Source organism: Clostridium estertheticum (genome assembly GCF_026650985.1).
In the GTDB taxonomy this organism is placed as follows: Bacteria; Bacillota; Clostridia; order Clostridiales; family Clostridiaceae; genus Clostridium_AD; species Clostridium_AD estertheticum_C.
The window spans coordinates 3362583-3384451 of sequence record NZ_CP086239.1; the positions used below are offsets into that span (position 1 = coordinate 3362583).

Genomic DNA, 21869 nt, shown 5'->3' on the forward strand with positions numbered 1-21869 from the left:
TAACTATTAAATCCAGATAGATAACCTATCTGGAAATACTGCTTTTAGAATTACCTTATCATCAATAATTCCTTTTGTTTGTCCACTAATGATGATTTTATTGATACCGATGATGATAAAATGTTTAGAAGAAGGTAAATCATGTCATGATAAATTCATGATTATATCTATTACGTATTTTTTATTTTACTCTTCTAGCTGTTACATAATCATTTCTTCCCAAAGCTGAAATCTTAATTACATCTCCTGTATGAGGAGCGTGTATATAATTATTATCTCCAATGTACATACCCATATGATGAGGATTTGCAAAGGTTCCAAAGAACACCAAGTCCCCAGGCTGAAGATTATCCCTCGATACTTCTACACCATCATTTATCTGATCAAAGGTTGTTCTTCCTACAGATATTCCAAAATGTGCGTATACATATTGCGTAAATCCTGAACAATCAAAGCCTGATGGCGTTGTTCCACCCCATAAATATGGTGTGCCAAGGAAATTAGAAGCATAAGCTATTATAGCACCTTGTGATACTGTTGCTCCACCCCTTGAAGGTGTATATGCAGACACTGATTTTTTTAATTCGCTTATTTTCGTTAAACTTTTATTTGCTGACACTTGAGGTTCAATTATCTGCATTGAAATATTCTTATTACTTTTACTTTCAGTAATCAATTTATTCTGTAATTCTTTAGCAACAATTTCCTTGTTCCTTAATTCAGTTATTAATTTGTTTTGTGACGCTTTAGTAACCATTATTTTATCAATCTTCTGCTTATTTTCTACTTGTAAACCCTGTAATGCTTCCTTTGTATTTTTCAAACTTTGTTGTTTTTCATTTAATTCTTTTTGTGATGCTTCAAACTTAGCCATTAATTTTTTATCAAACTCTAAAACGGTTTTTATGTTATCTACTCTTGATATAAAATCTCCAACACTCTCCGAATCCAGTATAATACTCAAATATCCATCGGATCCATTTATGTACATAACTCTCATTCTACTATTAAACAATCCCTGTTCTCTCTGCGATTCCTTTGCAACCTTTTTAACATCTACTGCAGCAACTTCAATTGACTTTTCAGTTTCAGATATTTTCCCTTTATTCTCTTCTGTTTTAGTCATGATTTTTTCAATTTCATTATCAAACTCTTCTATTTTCATTTCGACTTGTTCTTTCTCGGTCTTAATTATAGTTAGTGAATCTTTCTGCTGTTGTAACTTCTCATTTACTGGGGCTGCTAGCACTGTTACATTTGGAATTAAAACCAAAGTTATTACAACTGCAAGGTTTCTCAGGACTCTCTTCATTGTTACATCTCCTCATTTGTTTATAATTTATAAAACACAAAATAAATATATCAAAAACTTATGTGTTTATTATGAAGATTATAGATATGTATAAAAAGTTTTTATCTAAATATATCAGTCTAATTTAGTTCTGCAACTTTTCTCTTGATTTCTATACCTATTAAGTAACTAACAATTTCAAGTTACTTCTTCTTTTGCTTTGAGGAACAATTTCCACATCCACAATCTCCTGAACCTTTTGACTTTAGACTATGATAAATAATATGTCCTGCTATAGCTATAATAAACAAGGCTATTGATACTTCAATCCACATAAACTTCATCCTCCCACAATTAACATTAATAAATGTCATAATATCTATTAAACCTTTTTTATAGTGACTAATATCTTTTTTTACTATATCAATTTCATGTGTAGATTTTATAAAGAAAGCCTTCGATTTTCACGTTAGGGTCGCTACCTAAGTTAAATCTAATTTATTTTTATTAGATATACCTTCTACATAATATCTTCATAAGATTTTAATATAATCAGTATTGTACTTGCAAAACATTTTCAACAGTAGGTACTTAAATTAAAGTATTACTTGATTCCGCAATATAGAAAGGTGGTGGAAAATTTGCAGTTTAAAGATATTTATTACCCAATAAGTAAGGATTTAAATCTCGTAGAAAAAGAACTTAGAAAAACATGCGAAAATTTAAGCACCAATTATTTACAAGAAATTATAGGCTATTTCTTTAAAATTCCAGGTAAAAGACTTCGCCCTACTTTAGCTTTGCTCTCGTCCGGCATTATAAACAATAATCTTCCAGAGAGTACCAATAATCAATTAATTAAGTATGCAACTGGCCTTGAGCTCATGCACAGTGCTAGTTTAATACATGATGATGTACTTGATAACGATATGGTTCGGCGTGGTCAAAAAACTCTAAATGAAATTTATGGCAATAAAATAGCAGTACTCGCAGGTGATGTTGTTTATTCTTTAGCATTCTCTACTCTCTCGAGTTCACTACCAAAAGAATTTAAACAAACTATAGTTGAATTAACCGAAAATATGTGTGCTTCTGAAGTGATTCAAGCAGAAATTATGTTACCTACTCGTGAAATTTATTTAGATATAATTAGAGGCAAAACAGCATTATTTATGTCTGTTAGTTGCAAAATTGCAGCAGCTCTAGCTGGAGCAACAAAAGAACAAGTTAATAGCATAGAAGAGTATGGTTTAAATTTAGGAATGGCATACCAGATAATGGATGATTGTATGGATAAAGATGTTTATGCTGAGCTAAATATAACGTCTGAAGATGCTAAATTATATGGAGATATAGCTATTTCATCACTTAAGACCTTTGAGGATTCTGTATACAAAGTAAGTTTGATAAATCTTGTGAATTTCATTCTTAGTCTTTCACATACAAAGTAAGTAACTCATAATGAAAATGTTAATCTTTCTAATCAAGTGCACTAAATTTAACATATCCGCAGATTATAGTATTAAAAAATTATTTTTAAATATGAAAGGGGCCCTATAAACATGAAATTTAAATCACTTAAAAGCCTTGTATTTACCTTAATATTATTTTTACCATTTTCGACCTTAGCATTTGCATCTGCAACTAATACCCAAATAACTAAAGAGGTTGATGGCGTAAAATCTTCATTAACCTTTTCAAATGAAAAAGTAAACCCAGGTAGTAACAATTTTACAATTTCCATACTTGATAAAAATGGGAAACCTTTTCCTAATGCTAATTTAAAAGTTACTGCAAATATGGATAACTCTACTAATATGACTGGTATGAGTGGCATGTCAGCAGATAATAAACCCATGATGATAACTCTAAAACATGGTTCTATGGAGGGTGAATATACAGGTATGGTAGATTTTAAAAGTACGGGTAAATGGATTGTCAAATCTACTTTTGATGTACAAGGACAGTCAAAAACCATTGATTATAATGTTAATGTTCAAAAATCAGGCCCTAACTTTCTTATAATTGGCTTCGCAGGAGTAACGGTACTAATTATAGTCATAGCTGCTATAAATAAGAAAAAATCTATTAAATCTTAAAAATGGAGGCATCATATTAATGGCAAATATAAAAACACCTTTAAAACCCGATTTATCCACAACAACTGAAAAAAAACATAAGGATTTCCTAAAAAATAAAACTTTCAAAAAATTCATTAAAAGTAAATGGTATCCTGGTGTATTCCAGTGGCCCGTAGCGCTAATTTTCGCCTTTATCGTCTATGAATTGATCGCTGGACCAACCGACGCTCATGATAACTTTGGTACTGCAGGAACTTGGGTATTATGGTGGCCGCTACTCCCAATCCTTCTACTGCTTTTTGGTAGATTTTGGTGTATTGTATGCCCTTTTGGGCTTCTAAATGATGTAGTTCAGAAATTTGTAGGCAATAACAAACCCGTACCAAAATTTTTACGAAAATATGGAATTTGGATTATTGATGCAACTTTTTTAATGATTACCTGGAGTGATCATGTTTGGGGCGTAGTTGAGAACCCTCGAGGTTCAGGAGTATTACTTTTAATGATAACTACTGCAGTAATATTCTCTGGTGCACTCTTTGAGAGAAGGACTTGGTGCAGATATTTATGTTTCCTTGGTGGATTGTCTGGTAACTATTCTAGAGCTGGTATGGTTGAACTACGTGCTACACCAGAAGTATGTAAAAATTGTAAAACTGCCTCTTGTTACAAAGGAACAACTGAAGTTCCTGGATGTCCTATGTTCGAATTCCCTAAAACCATGGAAAGCAGTGCAGAATGTAACTTATGTGGTAATTGCGTTAAAAATTGTCCAAATGACTCTATTAGAATAAGTCCACGTGTTCCCACTGAAGAATTATGGGATATAAAAAAACCTAGAGTAGAAGTTGCATTTTTGGCCATTGTAATCATGGGTATTGTATTTGTTCAAAACATAACTATGCTAACGATATGGGAAAAGATATTACATTCTCTTGAAAATATACTAGGAACAACAAATTATTATATAACATTTACTGTAACTTTCATTATAGCTATGCTAATTCCTGTCGTGTTACTGCTTTTAACAGGTCTTATTGCTAAAAAATTCAACAAGGCTTCCGTAATGGAAAACTTTGCTAAATTTGGATATGCTATTATCCCTTTAGACTTAGCAGGACATATAGCTCATAATCTATTTCACTTGCTAGCAGAAGGTAAATCAGTGATTTATACTATAATGGAACTTTTCGGAGTGTCATCTCACGGAGCTTCAACTGCAATACTCCCTAGTCCGTCTATTCAAATTCTTCAGTATATCATTATTATAATTGGTACTGTAGGTTCAATATACACTGCTTATAGAATTGCTAAGAGCAGTCAAACTAAAACAACACTTTTAGGAACCTCAGTAGTTTATGCAATTCTAATGGTATTACTTGCAGTAGCAAATATAATATTATTTTCTATTCCAATGGCAATGCGTATGTAACAAATTAAATAGTAAAAGGAGGCCTAGATAATGTCAGAAACGATAACAGATGTACAAGGTATATTCTCATCAATTGCTACTAAATATGACAAATTGAATGCAATATTAACTTTAAATATAGATAAGCTTTGGAGAAAAAAAGCAGTAAAACTATGTAACATTAAAGAGAATGATAAAGTATTGGATTTATGTTGCGGTACGGGTAAAATGATAGAACTTGAATGTAGAGCAGTAGGAGAATCCACTATGGTTGTTGGTCTCGACTTCAATAAAGAAATGATTAATGTAGGATATAAAAAACTTAACAAATCATTAAGCGGTTATAAATTCAACTTAATACAAGGAGATGCTATGGAGCTTCCTTTTGAAGATAATAGCTTTCATTGTATTACTATAGCATTTGGTTTACGAAATGTACCTAACAAAATTAAGGCTATTTCTGAAATGTATAGAGTTTTAAAACCTGGTGGAAAAGTAATTTGCTTAGAATTATCTAAGCCTAAAATGCCAGTCTTTAGAAATGTATATAATTTATATTTTAACTTTGTACTACCTGTTATTGGCTACTTAGGTACTCAAGATAAAGCGGCTTATAACTATCTAAGAGATTCAGTAAATGACTTTATGACAAAAAAGCAACTACGACACGAATTCGAAAATGTTGGCTTTGAAAATTCAGGGTTTAAATCCCTAACTTGTGGAATAGCTTCTATACATTATGGCATTAAACCCTTATAAAAATGATTATGCACCTTTAGTTTACCTAAATCTAAAATTAAAAAAGAGCTGTTATTTAAAAGGAGTTGTTATTAATTGCATATCTTAGTTTGTGTAAAACAAGTACCTGATACTACAGAAATTAGAATGGATCCAAAAACAAATACCATGGATAGATCAAGTGCACCTACTATTATTAATCCTTTTGATGCTCATGCTGTTGAAGAAGCAGTTAAAATAAAAAAAGAATTTGGAGGGAAAGTTTCTATTATCTCCATGGGACCTCCAAAGGCAGAGGAAGTTATTAAAAAATGTATTGAGATGGGTGCTGATGAAGGATATCTGCTAACAGACCGTGCCTTTGCAGGATCGGATACACTATCTACTAGTTATATCCTTGCCATGGGAATAAAGAAAGTAATAGAAATTGAACGGATTGATTTGCTGCTTTGTGGTAAACAAGCCATAGATGGAGATACCGCGCAAGTAGGACCAGGTATTGCCTGTCGTTTAGGTATGCCTCAATTAACTTACGTTGAATCTATTGAAAATTTCAATTTGAAAAAGAATGTTGTTGTTGTTCATAGAAAAATTGATAATGGCTATGAAGTTGTACAATCAAAACTCCCATGCCTAATAACAGTAGAAAAAGATATTAACGAATTAAGCTTTTCACCTTTAACAAATATGATTAAGGCAGCCCGTTATAAGCCTATTACTTGGGGAATTAATGATTTAGGCGGCGATTTAAGTAAATTGGGGTTAAATGGATCTCCAACTTCTGTGCAGCGCATCTTTTCACCTAAGCAAAGAGTCGGTGGTGAATTGCTTAAAGGTAGCGAGGATGAAGTAGTTAAAACTTTAGTTGATAAATTAAAAGGAGGAATACGTAAGTGGCAGCTATAGATAAAGAATATTCCGGTGTATGGGTATTTGTAGAACAGTTAGAAGGAAAACTAGCCACCGTTACCCTCGAACTCATTGGTAAAGCAAAAAAACTTTCTTCTAGTTTAAATGTACAAGTATCCGCAGTTCTTTTGGGTGACAAAGTGGAATCTATTATGTCTACACTTTTCGAACATGGTGCAGATACAGTATATATTATCGATGATCCAGTATTTCATTTTTACAGAGCTGAAACCTATATGAAAGCATTTTGCTATCTTGTAGAAAAGTATAAACCAGAGATATTATTAATGGGAGCAACAACCACTGGACGCGATCTTGCTGGTGCAGTTGCAACTACACTAAAAACAGGATTAACTGCTGATTGCACGGCTCTTGATATTGATTTAGAGAAAAAAATATTACTTGCTAGTAGGCCTGCCTTTGGTGGAAATATTATGGCTACCATTGTATGTAAAAACCATAGACCTCAAATGGCCACTGTCCATCCAAAGGTTATGAAAATGCCTACCCCTGAACCAAATAGGACTGGCATAGTGATAAAAGAGACATTTACCATTGACGAAGAGTCTTTGAAAACTATAGTTCTAAAAATAGTCAAAGATGGATCAGAAAATGTCAAACTTGAAGACGCAAAAATTATAGTGAGCGGCGGTCGTGGTATACAAAACGAACAGGTATTTAAGCTACTTAATGAACTTGCTAGTGTCCTTGGAGGTGTTGTTTCTGGAAGCCGCGGTGCTGTTGAAAAAGATTTAATTGATCATAACCGTCAAGTTGGTCAGACAGGCAAAACAGTATCTCCAAAACTATATTTCGCAATAGGAATTTCAGGAGCCGTGCAACATACTGTTGGCCTTCAAGGGTCTGAAATCATAGTTGCTATTAATACAGATGCTGAATGTCCTATGATGAAAATGGCTACTTATAGCATTGTTGGAGATGCACTTACAATATTGCCTAAATTAATTAAAGTATTTAAAGAGTCTCTATCTGATCTAAAGAATTTAAATTCCAATATGAAGGGAGGGGTAAGCGTTGAGTGAAAAATTTGATGCTATTATTGTTGGAGCTGGTGTAGCCGGGCTTGCAGCAGCTTATACGATGTCAAAAGCAGGCCTTAAAATTATTGTAATTGAAAAAGGTCAACATCCTGGTTCTAAAAATGTTATGGGTGGCGTCCTATACAGTCATATGATGGCAGAAATCATCCCTGATTTCTGGAAGGATGCCCCACTCGAGCGCCCCATCATTGAACAAAATTTATGGATTATGGGTAAAGAATCTGTCGTTAAAACAGGCTATAAAGATATGGGATGGTCAAAAGCTCCCTACAATAACTTTACTGTCTTTAGAGGTAAATTTGATCAATGGTTTGCAAAAAAATGTGTTGAAGTTGGTACACTGATTGTTAATGAAACTGTAGTAAAAGAATGCATACTAGAAAATAATAAAGTGGTTGGTGTTCGCACGGACAGACCTGATGGAGATATATTGGCTGATGTAATTGTTCTTGCAGACGGGGTAAATTCGCTCCTAGGTAAAAGTCTTGGCTTTCATAAAGAATGGCGCAAAGACCAAGTTGCTCTTTGTGTTATGGAGGAATTAAAAATGCCTTCTGATAAAATTGAAGAACGCTTTAACCTTGATAAAGGAATGGGAGCAACCATTGAAATATTTGGTGATACTACTTTAGGCATGGTAGGTACCGCCTTCATCTATACAAATAAAGATCATATATCTATTGGATGCGGTGCATTACTCTCACAAATGTATGAGAAACGCGTTAAGCCTTATGAGCTATTAGAATATATAAAAAATCACCCTATGGTTAAGCCCTTAATTGCGGGAAGCCAGCCTTGTGAATATTATGCACACTTAATTCCAGAAGGTGGTTATAAAAGCATTCCGAAATTAATGGATGATGGAGTTATAGTTATCGGTGATGCAGCTCAGTTTGTTAACGGTATTCACAGGGAAGGCTCAAACATGGGAATGACTTCAGGACGTTTTGCTGGTGAAACAATTATAAGAGCTAAAGGTATTGGAGACTTCACGAAAAGCACCCTTTCTCATTATGAGGATCTAATTAAGGAAAGTTACATTACAAAGGATCTTAAGAAATATAAAAATGCTTCCTCTACTATGGAGAATAATGGTGCTTACTTCAATCATTATATGCCAGCACTCAATAAATCTGTAAGTGAAATGTTAACTGTAGACGGTGCAAGTAAATCTAAAAAACAAAAGTTAATAATGAAACACATGACTAATGGCAGATCGATGTTTACTGCCGCTTTAGATTTATTTAAAATGTTAAAGGAAGTGAAATAATGAGTGATATAAAAAAGAAAGTTAATATTGACGATAAATTGTTTTTGAATACTTATATCGCTGACACAGTATCACATCTAATTATCAAAGATGAAGGTGTTTGTGCTAATTGCGACGAAAAGAATTGTACAAAGTTTTGTCCCGCAGGAGTATACCAATATAAAGATTCTAAAATAGTTGTAGGGTTTGAGGGATGTCTTGAATGTGGTGCCTGTCGAGTTGCATGTCCTCACGGTAATATTGATTGGAGCTATCCCCGTGGAGGATTTGGAATACAGTTTAGATTAGCATAATAATAAAACCTTTCTACATATTATCTTCACAACTTTTTAATATCATAGTACTGTGCATACAAATCTTATTCTTAGTCTTTCCCATGCTAAGTAAGTCTCTCATTATAAAAATATTAAACTTTCTAAACAAATATACAAATAATAATTTAAGGAGATTTTAAAATGAAATTACTTAAAAATAAATACTTCAACATCGTATGGACAGCACTACGTATATGGTTAGGTTACCAGTGGATTTCTTCTGGATGGGAAAAAATCACTGGAGATGGATGGGTTGGTAGTACTGCTGGCACCGGTATAACTGGATTTTTAAACTCTTCATTAATTAAAGCTTCCGGTGCTCACCCAGCAGTTCAATCGTGGTATGCTGACTTTATCAAAAACATAGCACTACCTAATGCTGTAACATTTAGTTATCTAGTTGCATTTGGTGAGTTTCTTGTTGGCATTAGCTTAATACTAGGTGCGCTTACAGTTGTTGGCCTTATCGCTGGTGCACTTATGAACCTAAATTATATGTTAGCTGGCACTACTAGTACAAATCCAAATATGTATACAGTAGCATTCATACTCTTATTTGTTGGGGCTAATGCCTATACTATTGGACTTGACCACTTTATACTACCCATTCTTAAAAATTTCTTTACCAAAAAATCGGATTTTAATCAAATTTCCTCCTAAAATGAATTTTTTTAAAGATTAAAATAAGTATTTTTAAAAAGGGGCCCAATAAACATGAAATTAAAATCATTAAAAAACTTTGTATTTACCTTAATATTAGTTTTAGCAGTTTCAACATCTACATTTGCTTCTACAACCGATACTCAAATAAACAAAACGGTTGATGGCGTAAAAGCCACCTTAACCTTCTCAACTCAAAAATTGAAACTAGGTAATAATGATTTTACCATTTTCATACTTGATAAAAATGGAAACCCTTTACCTAATTTAAAAGTCACTGCATATGCGGATGATCCTAATGGTACGGATGGTATGACTAATACGAGTGGTGCGAGTGGTATGGCTGGTATGCCTGGTATGAGTGGTATGAGTGCAAGCGATATGCCGATGATAGCTTTAAAAGACGGGTCCACAAAAGGCGAATATACAGGCATGGTAAACTTCAAAAGTACAGGTAAATGGATTGTTGAATCTACTTTTGATGTGAAAGGACAATCAAAAACCATTGATTTTAATGTTAATGCGCAAGGCCCTAACTTTCTTATAATTGGTGTCGGATTTTTAGGAGTAATTGTACTAATTATAGCTGTAGCTGCTTTAAACAAGAAAAAATCTATTAAATCTTAGACATAGAGGCCTCATACTAATCGCATGTCCACATGATAATATTGATTGGAACTACCCCAGTGGAGGATTTGGTGTACAGTTTAGGTTAGTAATTAAACAATCATAAAGGGTGTGCAATTTATTGAACACCCTTTATATTTTTAAAATATGATTGCTATTAGTAATCCAACAACTACAGCTAAATGATATTTTAATCCAATTTTACTGATAAGCTCCATAGTTCTGCCTTTTGTATTCATGTTTTTATCATAAGATATAAAATGAAATATAGATTTATAAGGAAAAAATATTAAAACAGTCACTAGTACAACAATCGGATAAATGTGTACTACACATAAAATAAATGTTAGTATTAAAAGCATTATTACATTAAAAATCCAAAGCTTTTCTGCATTTTTTACACCCATCAAAATAGGAAGTGTTTTTCTACCAACATCAAGGTCTTCTTGTAAATCACTTATGTTATTAGATAATAATATAGTACTTATATATATTACTGTTGGAATTGCAACTAAAACTGTATTTAGGTTAATTACACCAGATTGAATATAAATCACTGTTGTTGTTATACCAATACCCATTGTTACACCAGCAACAATTTCACCAAAAGGAGTATATGAAATCGGAAAAGGACCAAAAGCATATGAAATTGAAATAATACCTCCTATAATTGCAATTAGCATAATATAATAACTTGTCTGACTAGCAATAAAAATACCAATCATACAAGCAGTAAGCTCAAACAAGAATATGACAACCAAAACTTGTTTTGAAGTAATCTCCCCACTTACTAAAGCTTTTTCATCACCACTTTTTTTGTTATCTGCCCCACTTTTAAAGTCAGAGTAATCATTAACCATATTAGTTGCACTTTGGATAAGTATCATGGCAACTATTAATAATATAAAATATAATATGTTAAATTTTAAAAAAGCATACTTTGAGTAAATTGAGCCTAAAATTACAGGTACAATCCCTGCAACAAGAGTTTTTATATCCATAAGTTTAATTATTGATTTAAACCTCATTTTCTACCTCTCCTTACCAAATGGATTATCTTTATTTGATTTTATTATGGCGTTTGTAACTGTCATAAATGATATTAATACATTATTTTCATCAAACATTTCAACACTCCAAACATGAGATGTCTTCCCCACATGTATTAACTTTCCTTTTGCTATAATATATCCTTCTATTTTTTTTGCTTTCATATGATTTGCAGTAATAGTTTGCCCTACTGCTACTTGATCTTTATTTATCTTTTGAAGTGAAGCATAACCTGTAATTGTTTCTCCAAAGGCAATTGTTGCACCTCCATGCAAATATCCGAAGGTTTGATCATGGAACTGTGTTAAATTCATTTTTGCTTCAAGTTCCCTATCTAGCACATGAATATATTCTATATTTAATCCATCTATTAAATTCATACTATTCACCACCTATTTTAATATAGTCTATTGTATACTCTCTTAAAGTAACTTCATCAATTTCCACACCTAACCCATAGCCTTTAGGAACTTTAATTATACCATTTTGAGCAATGATTTCTGGTTTAATTATATCTTTTTTAAAGTAGCGCTTTGATGATGATAAATCTCCAGGGATGAAAGTATCCTTTAAACTAGCTAATTGAACATGCAATATTTTAGAAATACCACTTTCAACCATGCTTCCAACCCAATATTTTATATTGCTTTCCCTGCATAAATCAATCATTTGCTTTGCATAATAAATTCCACCAACTCGACCTATTTTTATATTTAGCACCTTAAATGCATTTACCGCAATTGCACTCTTTAAATCCTTAATTGTTTGAATGCTTTCATCAAGACATATCGGCGTAATAATTTCTTTTTGAAGTTTTTGATATTCTAAAAAGTCTTTTGAATTAAGTGGTTCTTCTATGCAAATTAAATTAAATTCATCTAATTTTTTTATTTCATTTATTTGATCAACCTTATAACTTCTATTAGCATCTACTAACAATTGAATGCTTGGGTAAATTTTTCTAATAGCCCTTAATTTTTCAAAACCATCGGCCGGTTTAATCTTCATTTTAAAGCGAGTATATCCTTCCTTTTGGTAATCACCAATTTGTTTTAAAAGCATTTTAATATCCAAATCACCTAGTACAATCCCTGCATAGATCTCATCATTAGTTTCTTCATTAAATACTAGTTTCATAATGGATAACTTATTTCTTCTAGCATATAAGTCTACCAAGGCATTTTCGAGTCCTGACAGTGCCATTGGGCACGAGCTATCTAAATCTTTATGTATATCAAAAGGATGATCCATATCTTTACGAATTACAGCTTTAATATATTTATTTATTAATACCTTCTTTGAAGATGCTAATGTCTCATTTGTATAAAAGGGTTCATTAAATGAAACCACTTCACCATAACCTACATTTTTAAGCTCATCCATAGCTTTAATTACAATTGTTTCACGCCACTTTATAGAAGCCTGTGATGTTTTGAAATTAAAATTCAAAGGCATCCTAATATGAAAAAGTTCTATTTGTTCTATTTGCATATATACACCCTCTTATAAATCCCTTTTTAATATTTTTCCAACTGAATTTTTAGGAAGTTCCTCTAAGTAAATAATTTTTTTAGGAATCTTATATTTAGCTAATTTATTTGAAATATACTCTAATATTTCATGTTCATATAAAGTAGATACCACATAAAGTATAGGAATCTGTCCCCACTTTTCGTCAATATGTCCAACCACCGCACATTCATCTATAAGCGGATGTGTATATAGAATATTTTCAATCTCTTTTGGATAAATATTTTCACCACCAGATATAATTATATCTGTGCGACGAGCGACTATCTTCAAAAAACCATCCTCATCTATATATCCCACATCTTCTGTATTAAAGTAACCAGCTATATTCTTTTTACCTATATATCCATCCATTAACATAGGACTTTTAAGTAAAACCTCACCTACTCCATTTTCATCAGGTTTTTCAATAAGGATATCTACATTTTCAAGCGGCATTCCTACTGAATCAATTTTTTTTGGATATTCTAATACTGAAAAAGTAGTAGCCTGACTTGTTGTCTCCGTCATACCATAGGTCTTATATATAGGAATGTTCCTCATTATACTTTTTTCAACCAAAGCTTTAGGAATAAATTCGCCACCTAAAAGCACAACACGTAGTTTATGTTTCTCTATTCTCTCAATAATCCTGTTTAACATAGTTGGAACAATAGATATCATATTGATAAAACCTCTTTCAATTAAGGTTAAAACTTGCTCTTCATCAAATTTTTCTAATATAGTAATTTGAGTTCCATTGTATAAGCTACGCATTAAGATAGTTAATCCACTAATATGATACATAGGTAATACTAGAAGCCAATTGTCTCTCGTTGTTACCCCAATACTTTTTCGTGATGCTCTTACATGAGCAGAAAACTGTTTCCACCTAAGCGGAACAGATTTAAATTTACCTGTTGTAGCACTTGTATTCATGATAACAACAATGCTTTCAGCCTCAAACTCTTCAATTAGTTTTATATTTTTATTTTCACTCTGGTAGACTTTATTAAAGCATATAAATTTCTCGTCATCAGAAAATACAACCTGAACCTTTGTAAGTTCCAATTGTCTTTTTATTTCACTATCTGTCAAATGAGTATTTAGCATTAGCACTTCTTTGCCCAGAAGTTGAAGTGCCAAAAAAAATAGTGCCATATCAATTGAGTTATTTGAATAAATGGCAACTCTTCTCTCAGTTTTTACATAGGAAGATAGTTTCCCAGCTAGGTCTGTTACCCGTTCATAAACTTCATGAAAAGTTAAGTCATTAATAAACCTTTTATTAGGGCTTTTATAATTTTGTTCCTTTAGCCAGTTCATAGTATCTCACCTTCCTAAATTTATTTATGGGAATTTAGGGAATTTATCAAAATTAGGATCTCGTTTTTCTTTAAAAGCATCGCGACCCTCTTTTGCCTCCTCTGTAGTATAAAATAACAAAGTAGCATCTCCTGCTAATTGTTGTAATCCAGCTAATCCATCCGTATCTGCATTAAAAGATGCTTTTAAGAAACGTAGCGCCGTTGGCGAATGTTGCATTATTTCTTTTGCCCATTTAACTGTTTCCTGTTCTAACTTATCAAATGGGACTACTGTATTTATAAGTCCCATATCTAAAGCCTCTTTAGCTGAATATTGACGACACAAATACCAAATTTCACGTGCTTTTTTATGGCCCACAATACGTGCTAGATATCCTGCACCATACCCACCGTCAAAAGAACCTACTTTGGGTCCTGTTTGACCAAATTTAGCATTTTCAGAAGCTATTGTTAAGTCGCATACTATATGTAAGACATGTCCACCACCAATTGCATATCCATTAACCATTGCGATAACTGGTTTTGGGATAATTCTAATTAAATGTTGCAAATCTAAAACATTTAAACGTGGGATATTGTCATCACCAACATATCCTCCATTTCCGCGTACTTTTTGATCTCCTCCTGAGCAAAACGCTTCATTCGCAACGCCTTGACCATGATTAGCACCAGTTAAAATAACCACGCCTATTTTACTATCTTCACGAGCCATAGTAAACGCATGAATTAATTCCATTATAGTTTTAGGACGAAAAGCATTTCGCACTTCAGGTCGATTAATTGTAATCTTTGCAATTCCATCATAAGTTTCATATTTAATATCTTCATAATTACGCAATGAGTCTTTCCAATCAAATTTTTCCATATCTTCACTCCTTTTAATTTTTTAAAAATTTATTTAAAACTTTAATAAATGCGTTAATATCTTCAATATGAGTATTATGTCCACATCCATCTATTATTACATGCTTTACATTTTTATTAAGCTTTCCAAAATTCTTGCCAACTACTCTATATTTTTTATCATATTCACCACTTATATATAATATAGATATAGATAATTTAATGATTTTGCCTTTTAAGCATGGAAATTTTCCTTGGCCAGTGCTCTTCAAAGTGTTTGAAAGTGCTCTAGTACTATTGCCTAACCGTCTTTTATTTATTTCATTAATCATAGACTTTGATAACCTTTTTTGTGATTCGAAAATATTTAAGTGACTCCAATATTCACTAAACCATTCTATTCCATTTTTCTCTATCTGTTTTGCTAACACTAAGTCATTTCTTCTACGCTTTAATCGATTTAGAACTCCATCTTCACCATAAGAAGCACTCTCTAAAATCAACTTATCTATTTCCTTTGGATAAATCAAAGCATATGCTAATGCAATACGACCACCCATAGAATAACCTAACATTGTGTATTTCTTTAACCCTAATTGAAAAATGAGTTTATTTAGATGCCTGAGCATTACTTTAAAGGAATAATATTTACGAAGCTTTGGTTTATCACTTTTCCCATGTCCAATTAAATCTATTAATATCAACTTATACCCATCTAATTCAATAAATTCCCATGTATTTGCATTTTCTGAGAAGCCATGCAAACAAATAATTGGTTTTCCTTCACCCCTTACTTCAATATGATATTTAATATTTTCAATTTCAATGAACATATTATCACCCTACAATGTTGTGTATTTATCATGTAATTTTTTACTTAACTCTGAATCTATTTTTACCTCAATTAACTTAATTCCCTCCATTGTTAATGCTTCATTGAAATCAGCATCAAAAGACTTATAATCTTTTGCTTCAAAATATATTGTATTATACAAAGTTTTTAAACCTTCAAAGTTTATTCCCTGCGGGGTTAAAAATAAATGTTCGAAGTGATTTCCTTTACTTTGAGGTAAGTACCTAAAAATTCCTCCCCCATCATTATTAAGTAACAGTATAATTAAATTTAATTTATGTGTTTTTCCAATTAGTAATCCATTTAAATCATGGTGAAATGCTAAATCGCCTGTTAAAAGAACCGTTGGATGATTTGAAGTAGATATACCTAGTGCGGTGGAAACAGTGCCATCAATCCCATTTGCGCCTCTGTTACATAACACCTTTATATTTTGATTACGGGCTTCAAAGAAGTAATCCATATCCCGTATTGCCATACTATTTGCTACGACTAATCTACTTTTCGCAGGCAGCATACTTTGCAAATTTTGAATTAGTTTTCCTTCAAACAATCGCCCTTCACCCTTTGCACCATTCAGTTGTTCACGCATTTGTTTCTGATATCTTAACCATTTATCTAAATATTCTCTGTTATCATGTTCTGTACAAATAGACTCAGCAAACAATTTTGGTGAAGCCTTAATATATATTTTAGTTGACAATGATGGATTACAATACTTAGAGCTTTCACCTACTTGTACATATAAGGCCTCCTGATGCATGGTTAAAAAATGCTGCAACCGTTTCGAAACAGGTACTTGACCAATGTGAATAATAAATTCAGGCTCTAATTCTTTTTTAATATCATCATTTTTTAAAAAGGCATCATAACTATCAATTATAATATCATTTGAGTAATTTCGCATATTTGAAATTGGATCAGCGAGTATGGGTGCTTTTAAGCGTTCTCCCATTTCTATCACTTCTTCATGATAGTTTGAATAGGCATCCCCACCACAAATTATAATTCCATTTTTATTTTTAAAAATGGAGACATCTAAACAACCTTTAATTTCCCCTTGAATGTATTCAAATTTAATTTTTGATCGTCCTACAGTAAAATTAAGCTTACTCAAATCTGGAATTAAAGGATCGCGGATTGGTATGTTAATATGAATTACCCCATATTCTTTTGACATAGCACTTGTATATGCCCTCTGCATAACAATGCGTACATATCTGTACATGTTGTCACTTTCTTCAGGCAAAGCTAACTCTTCATAGTATTTTGTGAAATCGCCAAATATTTTATTTTGATCAATCGTTTGTGGTGCCCCAACATTACGTAGTTCGGGGGGCCGATCAGCCGTTAACACAATTAATGGAACTCCCGAATACTTTGCTTCTACAATTGCAGGTAAATAATTTGCTACCGCAGTACCTGATGTACAAACTAGCACCACAGGCCTTGTCTGCTCTTTAGCTATTCCAAGTGCAAAAAAACCTGCAGAACGCTCATCCACATTTACAAAAATATTAAAATCATGTTCACAAAATAATATTGATAAAGGTGTTGACCTTGAGCCTGGACTAATTACAACTTCACGCACACCTAATTGATATAATTCGTCAACTAACGCCGCAATATAATTTGTCATTCATTTCTCCTCCTCACTATAAACTTTCAATTATTGTTTTTAATTTATCTTTTGTTTCAATGTATTCAACTTCACAATTCGATTTATCAACTATGCCACAGCCAACGCATGCATATGCTATATTTTTTTCAATTAGAGCAGATCTTATTCCTGATACAAATATACCGTCCCCATTTCCATCAATTATGCCAATAGGTGCCGCATACAAACCTCTCTCATGTTTTTCATATTTTTTAATTAATTCCATAGCTTTATCTACCGGATACCCCCCTAAAGCAGGTGTTGGGTGAAGCCTTTTTACCCATTGAAGTAAAGTGCTATTTTTATCTTTTCCATGAATCGCTGTTTGTAAATGATGAAGATTTTTTAGTGTTAAAATTTTAGTTTCATCTACTATCAATCCATCTGTAAATCTCTTCATAACATTAACTATTGAATTAATAACAATTTGATGTTCATGACGATTTTTAGTATCCTTTAACAAAACTTCCTTCTGTAATTCATCATTTTCATTACTTCGCAAAATAGTGCCAGCAAGTGCATAACTTAACACCATATTTTTTTCTTTTTGAACCAAAATCTCTGGCGTTGCACCTACAAATGTTTTTCCATCCTTATAGTATCCAAATACAAAGCTATTTATGTTGTGTTTCAAAAGCTTTTGCAAAACACTTTCTACGTTTATCAAACTATTACATTGAACTTTAACTTCTCTAGAAATAACAACTTTATTTACCTCTTTACTTGATATTGCATCTTTCGCCGCAGAAAATATTTGTGTCCATGCTTTATAATCGTCCATTCCATTTTTGTAAGAATGTTCACAAACCTCTAACTCTCTATTTTCAATTTCAACAAAATCGTTAAAATAATAAAACGTTTGTTTTCCATCTTTTTTTACAAGATAATATTCAAATGCAATATTTTCATTACCAAACTCGGCCCATTTTTCATCTTTGATTGAATCAAAGAATGTCATTGATGAAAAGATATATAAATAATCTTTTAAATTTTCATCAATAGAAAAAGTTTTTAACCGTTTCGCTCCCAATATAAACTCCTTTTTTAAAGGATTATAAAATAAAAACCTTTCCTCGTTCTCAAAATGCTTCCAGAATGAAAGCGGATTATCCAATTTAATCTGTTTCTCATGATATTTCAAATTATACACCTCTATATCTGAATTATAATAAATCTTATAAACTAGAATATACTACTCAATTCACCCATAAGAATTAATATTGATATTATTCTTCCCATATTTATCTCTCCACTCTTTTTTTTGTTATAACTTATTATAGAAAATACTTATAAAGATTTTATGTAGAAATGCAACATTCAAAGAAATTTTCAAAATAAAAACCTGGGATATTGAGTTTAAGGCGAATAACCCAGGCTTATGGCCAAATAATAACATCATCATAGAAGTACATGACAATGGCATTGGTATTTCTAATAAAGATTTCAAGACATTTAATAAAAAAGGTTCAAGTATTACATTTTGTGTAATACTTGAACCTTTCATTAATTTAAATTTTATTATTTAATCTATGCTTTTTCTATCTTTACAACATCGTATCCTGCATCTTCAATAGCAAGTTTTATAACATCATCACTAATACTGTCACCAATTTCAGCAGTTGCAACCTTACTTTCAAGATTCACCTCAATTTCTGTTGCTCCAATTTCATTTAATGCCTCACTAACATGGTTTACACAATGTCCACAGCTCATACCTTCTACGTATATTTTCTTTTTCATTTTTATTGCTCCTTTCCAATTTTAATTTCTCATATATTGAGAACCTTTATCTTAATGGCTTAAAGCCTTTCAAGCGTAATGCATTTGTTAATACTGAAACTGAACTAAAACTCATTGCAAGCGCCGCGATAATTGGATTTAAAAGCGGACCCCCAAATAAATGTAACACTCCCATTGCAACTGGTATTCCTAGAATATTATATCCAAAAGCCCAGAATAAATTTTGCTTAATATTTGTTATAGTTTTCTTACTTAATTCAATAGCTGTAGGTACGTCCATTAAATCACTTCTCATAAGCACGATATCTGCAGACTCCATAGCAACATCGGTTCCAGATCCTATAGCAATACCGATATCCGCTTGTGCAAGTGCTGGTGCATCATTTATTCCATCACCAACCATAGCAACCTTTTTTCCTTCTGCTTGTAGTTTTTTAACTTCATTTGCCTTATCTTCTGGTAATACTTCAGCAAGTATTGTATCTATCCCAACTTGCTTTGCGATTGCTTCTGCTGTTCTTTTATTATCACCTGTTATCATTGCAACCTGTATTCCCATACTATGAAGTCTTTCTATAGCTTTTTTGCTATTTTCTTTTACTGTGTCTGCTACTGCAATTATGCCACTTAATTTACCTTCGATAGCAATAAACATAGGTGTCTTTCCTTCTCCCGCAAGTTTATCCGATGTTTTCTCTAAATCTAATAAAGAAACATTGCTCTCATCCATAAGTTTTTTGTTTCCAAGTAATATTTTTTTACCATCTATAGTTACATCTATTCCCCTACCTGGCACAGCATTAAATTTTTCTGTCCTTTTGAAATCTAGTTTTCTTTCCTCTGCTTCTTTTACTATTGCCTCACCAAGTGGATGTTCTGAACCTTTTTCTGCAGTAGCCGCTATTACTAATAAATAGTCCTCATCAACATCAGCTACAGTAACTATATCTGTTACTTTTGGTTTCCCCTCAGTTAAAGTTCCAGTTTTATCGAATACAATAGTTTGAATTTTATGTGCTGTTTCAAGAGCCGTGCCACTTTTTATAAGTACTCCATATTCTGCGCCTTTTCCTGTTCCAACCATTATAGCCGTTGGTGTTGCAAGTCCAAGTGCACAAGGACAAGCAATTACAAGCACTGAAATAAATATTGTTAGTGAAAACACTCCCGTTTGACCAGCTATTAACCATGATAAAGACGATATTAACGCAAGTCCTATAACCACTGGAACAAAATAGCCAGATATAATATCTGCCATTTTAGCTATTGGTGCTTTTGATCCTTGTGCATTTTCAACTAATGTAATAATTTGTGCAAGTGCTGTATCTTTACCAACCTTAGTTGCCTTAAACCTAATAGAACCATTTTTATTTATGCTTGCTCCAATTATTTTGTGTCCAATGCTTTTCTCAACCGGCATACTCTCACCCGTAAGCATTGACTCATCTACAGATGTAGTTCCATAAACAACTTCACCATCCACAGGCATTTTCTCTCCAGGTTTTACAACAACTATATCTCCAACTTCTACTTCATCAATTGGAATTTCAACTTCTTTATCCAGTCTAATTATAATTGCAGTTTTTGGCTGAAGTCCCATTAACTTTTTAATTGCCTCGGATGTTTTTCCTTTTGTTACTGATTCTAAATACTTTCCTAAAGTTATAAGAGTTAATATTATACCTGCCGATTCAAAATACATCTCATAACCAGTATTACCAATAAATATTTCATAAACTGCAAATATACTATATAAAAATGCAGCTGATGCTCCCATGGATATTAACGAATCCATATTAGGACTTAACCGTGCTAAAGACTTGAATCCCACTATGAAATATCTTCTACCTGTTATCATTATGGGAATAACAAGTATTAATTGTAGAGCAGCATACGCTTTAAGATGCATCATAGGGTCAATAACACTCGGAAGCATCATATCCATTTTCATAACAATCATTGGTACCATTGCAACTAGTAATAATGGCACTCCAAATATAGCAGATATTAAAAATCTATTCCATAATGCCTTTATATCCTTTTCTTTTTTCTCTTTATCAAGATCTACATTGTTTTCTTCCTCAAGAGCCTTATATCCGCCTTTTTCTATAGCCTTCTTTATATCCGAAGTTTTAACTAAGGATGGCTCAAAAGAAATCGTTAGTTTTTCAGTAGCATAATTTACATTTGATTCTATAACTCCATTGAGTTTTCTAGTTATTCTTTCTATATTTTTTGCACAAGATGCACAACTCATTCCCTCAAGTTTTAATGTTTTATTAGTTGTCTGGGCTAATAATTTATATCCCGCCTTATCAACAACATTTTGTATATCAGATAATTTAATCAAAGAATCATCATAAACTATCTTTAATTTTTCTGTTGCAATATTTACACTTGACTCAGAAATCCCTGGCAATTTTTTAGTTACTCTTTCAATTGCTTTTGCACATGCCCCGCAGGTCATTCCTTCTACTTTCAATGACTTAGTTACCATATAATTCCCCTCCTTATTCCATATATT

Annotated in this window: 22 protein-coding genes; 10 read left to right on the plus strand and 12 right to left on the minus strand. The window is 32.3% G+C overall.

Features of this window, described 5'->3' with window-relative positions:
• Positions 1 to 181: 181 nt before the first annotated feature.
• The gene (locus LL038_RS16150) at positions 182 to 1312 is read right to left on the minus strand and encodes a C40 family peptidase (protein WP_216123743.1); all 1131 of its coding nucleotides are present in this window, start codon (positions 1310 to 1312) and stop codon (positions 182 to 184) included.
• A 182-nt stretch (positions 1313 to 1494) separates the two neighbouring features.
• Positions 1495 to 1626 carry a FeoB-associated Cys-rich membrane protein gene (locus tag LL038_RS16155; protein ID WP_216123742.1) on the minus strand — a complete coding sequence of 44 codons (132 nt, stop codon included), beginning with the start codon at positions 1624 to 1626 and terminating at the stop codon, positions 1495 to 1497.
• Between the two features lie 306 nt (positions 1627 to 1932).
• Here LL038_RS16155 and LL038_RS16160 point away from each other — a divergent pair, with 306 nt between their 5' ends.
• The 10 genes from LL038_RS16160 to LL038_RS16205 all read left to right on the plus strand — a co-directional run bounded on the left by LL038_RS16160 (position 1933) and on the right by LL038_RS16205 (position 10362).
• Complete coding sequence (locus LL038_RS16160) at positions 1933 to 2742, plus strand: polyprenyl synthetase family protein (RefSeq protein WP_216123740.1); 810 nt, start codon at positions 1933 to 1935, stop codon at positions 2740 to 2742.
• 111 nt (positions 2743 to 2853) lie between these two features.
• Complete coding sequence (locus LL038_RS16165; protein ID WP_216123738.1) at positions 2854 to 3390, plus strand: FixH family protein; 537 nt, start codon at positions 2854 to 2856, stop codon at positions 3388 to 3390.
• A gap of 19 nt (positions 3391 to 3409) precedes the next feature.
• Complete coding sequence (locus LL038_RS16170) at positions 3410 to 4804, plus strand: 4Fe-4S binding protein (RefSeq protein ID WP_216123736.1); 1395 nt, start codon at positions 3410 to 3412, stop codon at positions 4802 to 4804.
• 30 nt (positions 4805 to 4834) lie between these two features.
• Positions 4835 to 5542, plus strand: a complete 708-nt coding sequence (ubiE, locus tag LL038_RS16175) for a bifunctional demethylmenaquinone methyltransferase/2-methoxy-6-polyprenyl-1,4-benzoquinol methylase UbiE (RefSeq protein ID WP_216123727.1) — start codon at positions 4835 to 4837, stop codon at positions 5540 to 5542.
• A gap of 75 nt (positions 5543 to 5617) precedes the next feature.
• On the plus strand, positions 5618 to 6427 hold the full coding sequence (locus tag LL038_RS16180; RefSeq protein ID WP_216123722.1) for an electron transfer flavoprotein subunit beta/FixA family protein: 810 nt from the start codon (positions 5618 to 5620) through the stop codon (positions 6425 to 6427).
• Positions 6415 to 7473 carry an electron transfer flavoprotein subunit alpha/FixB family protein gene (locus LL038_RS16185; protein WP_216123721.1) on the plus strand — a complete coding sequence of 353 codons (1059 nt, stop codon included), beginning with the start codon at positions 6415 to 6417 and terminating at the stop codon, positions 7471 to 7473. The genes LL038_RS16180 and LL038_RS16185 overlap by 13 nt, the downstream gene beginning before the upstream one ends.
• Positions 7466 to 8761 carry an FAD-dependent oxidoreductase gene (locus tag LL038_RS16190; RefSeq protein ID WP_216123720.1) on the plus strand — a complete coding sequence of 432 codons (1296 nt, stop codon included), beginning with the start codon at positions 7466 to 7468 and terminating at the stop codon, positions 8759 to 8761. The genes LL038_RS16185 and LL038_RS16190 overlap by 8 nt, the downstream gene beginning before the upstream one ends.
• On the plus strand, positions 8761 to 9054 hold the full coding sequence (locus tag LL038_RS16195) for a ferredoxin family protein (RefSeq protein ID WP_216123718.1): 294 nt from the start codon (positions 8761 to 8763) through the stop codon (positions 9052 to 9054). The genes LL038_RS16190 and LL038_RS16195 overlap by 1 nt, the downstream gene beginning before the upstream one ends.
• A gap of 162 nt (positions 9055 to 9216) precedes the next feature.
• A complete protein-coding gene (locus tag LL038_RS16200; RefSeq protein WP_216123716.1) occupies positions 9217 to 9735 on the plus strand; it encodes a DoxX family protein in 519 nt (172 codons plus the stop codon).
• A 54-nt stretch (positions 9736 to 9789) separates the two neighbouring features.
• Complete coding sequence (locus LL038_RS16205) at positions 9790 to 10362, plus strand: FixH family protein (protein WP_216123714.1); 573 nt, start codon at positions 9790 to 9792, stop codon at positions 10360 to 10362.
• A 140-nt stretch (positions 10363 to 10502) separates the two neighbouring features.
• Here the strand turns inward: LL038_RS16205 and LL038_RS16210 are convergent, their stop codons facing one another.
• The 10 genes from LL038_RS16210 to LL038_RS16255 form a co-directional block, all read right to left on the minus strand.
• Entirely contained in the window at positions 10503 to 11390 is an 888-nt protein-coding gene (locus LL038_RS16210) for a prenyltransferase (protein ID WP_216123712.1), read from the minus strand.
• A 3-nt stretch (positions 11391 to 11393) separates the two neighbouring features.
• Entirely contained in the window at positions 11394 to 11792 is a 399-nt protein-coding gene (locus LL038_RS16215; RefSeq protein ID WP_216123710.1) for a PaaI family thioesterase, read from the minus strand.
• 1 nt (position 11793) lies between these two features.
• Complete coding sequence (menC, locus tag LL038_RS16220; protein WP_216123708.1) at positions 11794 to 12903, minus strand: o-succinylbenzoate synthase; 1110 nt, start codon at positions 12901 to 12903, stop codon at positions 11794 to 11796.
• A 12-nt stretch (positions 12904 to 12915) separates the two neighbouring features.
• Positions 12916 to 14247 carry an o-succinylbenzoate--CoA ligase gene (menE, locus tag LL038_RS16225; protein ID WP_216123707.1) on the minus strand — a complete coding sequence of 444 codons (1332 nt, stop codon included), beginning with the start codon at positions 14245 to 14247 and terminating at the stop codon, positions 12916 to 12918.
• A 24-nt stretch (positions 14248 to 14271) separates the two neighbouring features.
• Complete coding sequence (gene menB, locus LL038_RS16230) at positions 14272 to 15114, minus strand: 1,4-dihydroxy-2-naphthoyl-CoA synthase (RefSeq protein WP_216123705.1); 843 nt, start codon at positions 15112 to 15114, stop codon at positions 14272 to 14274.
• A 13-nt stretch (positions 15115 to 15127) separates the two neighbouring features.
• A complete protein-coding gene (gene menH, locus LL038_RS16235; protein WP_216123703.1) occupies positions 15128 to 15925 on the minus strand; it encodes a 2-succinyl-6-hydroxy-2,4-cyclohexadiene-1-carboxylate synthase in 798 nt (265 codons plus the stop codon).
• A gap of 9 nt (positions 15926 to 15934) precedes the next feature.
• Positions 15935 to 17584, minus strand: coding sequence for a 2-succinyl-5-enolpyruvyl-6-hydroxy-3-cyclohexene-1-carboxylic-acid synthase (gene menD, locus LL038_RS16240; protein ID WP_216123701.1), 1650 nt, complete (start codon positions 17582 to 17584; stop codon positions 15935 to 15937).
• A gap of 16 nt (positions 17585 to 17600) precedes the next feature.
• Positions 17601 to 18746 carry an isochorismate synthase gene (locus tag LL038_RS16245; RefSeq protein WP_216123698.1) on the minus strand — a complete coding sequence of 382 codons (1146 nt, stop codon included), beginning with the start codon at positions 18744 to 18746 and terminating at the stop codon, positions 17601 to 17603.
• Positions 18747 to 19132: 386 nt separating this feature from the next.
• Positions 19133 to 19345: a heavy-metal-associated domain-containing protein gene (locus LL038_RS16250; protein WP_216123696.1), complete on the minus strand. Its 213-nt coding sequence runs from the start codon at positions 19343 to 19345 to the stop codon at positions 19133 to 19135.
• 46 nt (positions 19346 to 19391) lie between these two features.
• Positions 19392 to 21842: a heavy metal translocating P-type ATPase gene (locus tag LL038_RS16255; RefSeq protein ID WP_216123693.1), complete on the minus strand. Its 2451-nt coding sequence runs from the start codon at positions 21840 to 21842 to the stop codon at positions 19392 to 19394.
• Positions 21843 to 21869: the final 27 nt, after the last annotated feature.

Coding starts and splice junctions, on each gene's coding strand:
- LL038_RS16150 (WP_216123743.1), bottom strand. CDS start 1,312: ATGAAGAGAGTCCTGAGAAACCTTGCAGTTGTAATAACTTTGGTTTTA.
- LL038_RS16155 (WP_216123742.1), bottom strand. CDS start 1,626: ATGTGGATTGAAGTATCAATAGCCTTGTTTATTATAGCTATAGCAGGA.
- LL038_RS16165 (WP_216123738.1), top strand. CDS start 2,854: ATGAAATTTAAATCACTTAAAAGCCTTGTATTTACCTTAATATTATTT.
- LL038_RS16170 (WP_216123736.1), top strand. CDS start 3,410: ATGGCAAATATAAAAACACCTTTAAAACCCGATTTATCCACAACAACT.
- ubiE (WP_216123727.1), top strand. CDS start 4,835: ATGTCAGAAACGATAACAGATGTACAAGGTATATTCTCATCAATTGCT.
- LL038_RS16195 (WP_216123718.1), top strand. CDS start 8,761: ATGAGTGATATAAAAAAGAAAGTTAATATTGACGATAAATTGTTTTTG.
- LL038_RS16200 (WP_216123716.1), top strand. CDS start 9,217: ATGAAATTACTTAAAAATAAATACTTCAACATCGTATGGACAGCACTA.
- LL038_RS16205 (WP_216123714.1), top strand. CDS start 9,790: ATGAAATTAAAATCATTAAAAAACTTTGTATTTACCTTAATATTAGTT.
- LL038_RS16210 (WP_216123712.1), bottom strand. CDS start 11,390: ATGAGGTTTAAATCAATAATTAAACTTATGGATATAAAAACTCTTGTT.
- LL038_RS16215 (WP_216123710.1), bottom strand. CDS start 11,792: ATGAATTTAATAGATGGATTAAATATAGAATATATTCATGTGCTAGAT.
- menC (WP_216123708.1), bottom strand. CDS start 12,903: ATGCAAATAGAACAAATAGAACTTTTTCATATTAGGATGCCTTTGAAT.
- menE (WP_216123707.1), bottom strand. CDS start 14,247: ATGAACTGGCTAAAGGAACAAAATTATAAAAGCCCTAATAAAAGGTTT.
- menB (WP_216123705.1), bottom strand. CDS start 15,114: ATGGAAAAATTTGATTGGAAAGACTCATTGCGTAATTATGAAGATATT.
- menH (WP_216123703.1), bottom strand. CDS start 15,925: ATGTTCATTGAAATTGAAAATATTAAATATCATATTGAAGTAAGGGGT.
- menD (WP_216123701.1), bottom strand. CDS start 17,584: ATGACAAATTATATTGCGGCGTTAGTTGACGAATTATATCAATTAGGT.
- LL038_RS16250 (WP_216123696.1), bottom strand. CDS start 19,345: ATGAAAAAGAAAATATACGTAGAAGGTATGAGCTGTGGACATTGTGTA.
- LL038_RS16255 (WP_216123693.1), bottom strand. CDS start 21,842: ATGGTAACTAAGTCATTGAAAGTAGAAGGAATGACCTGCGGGGCATGT.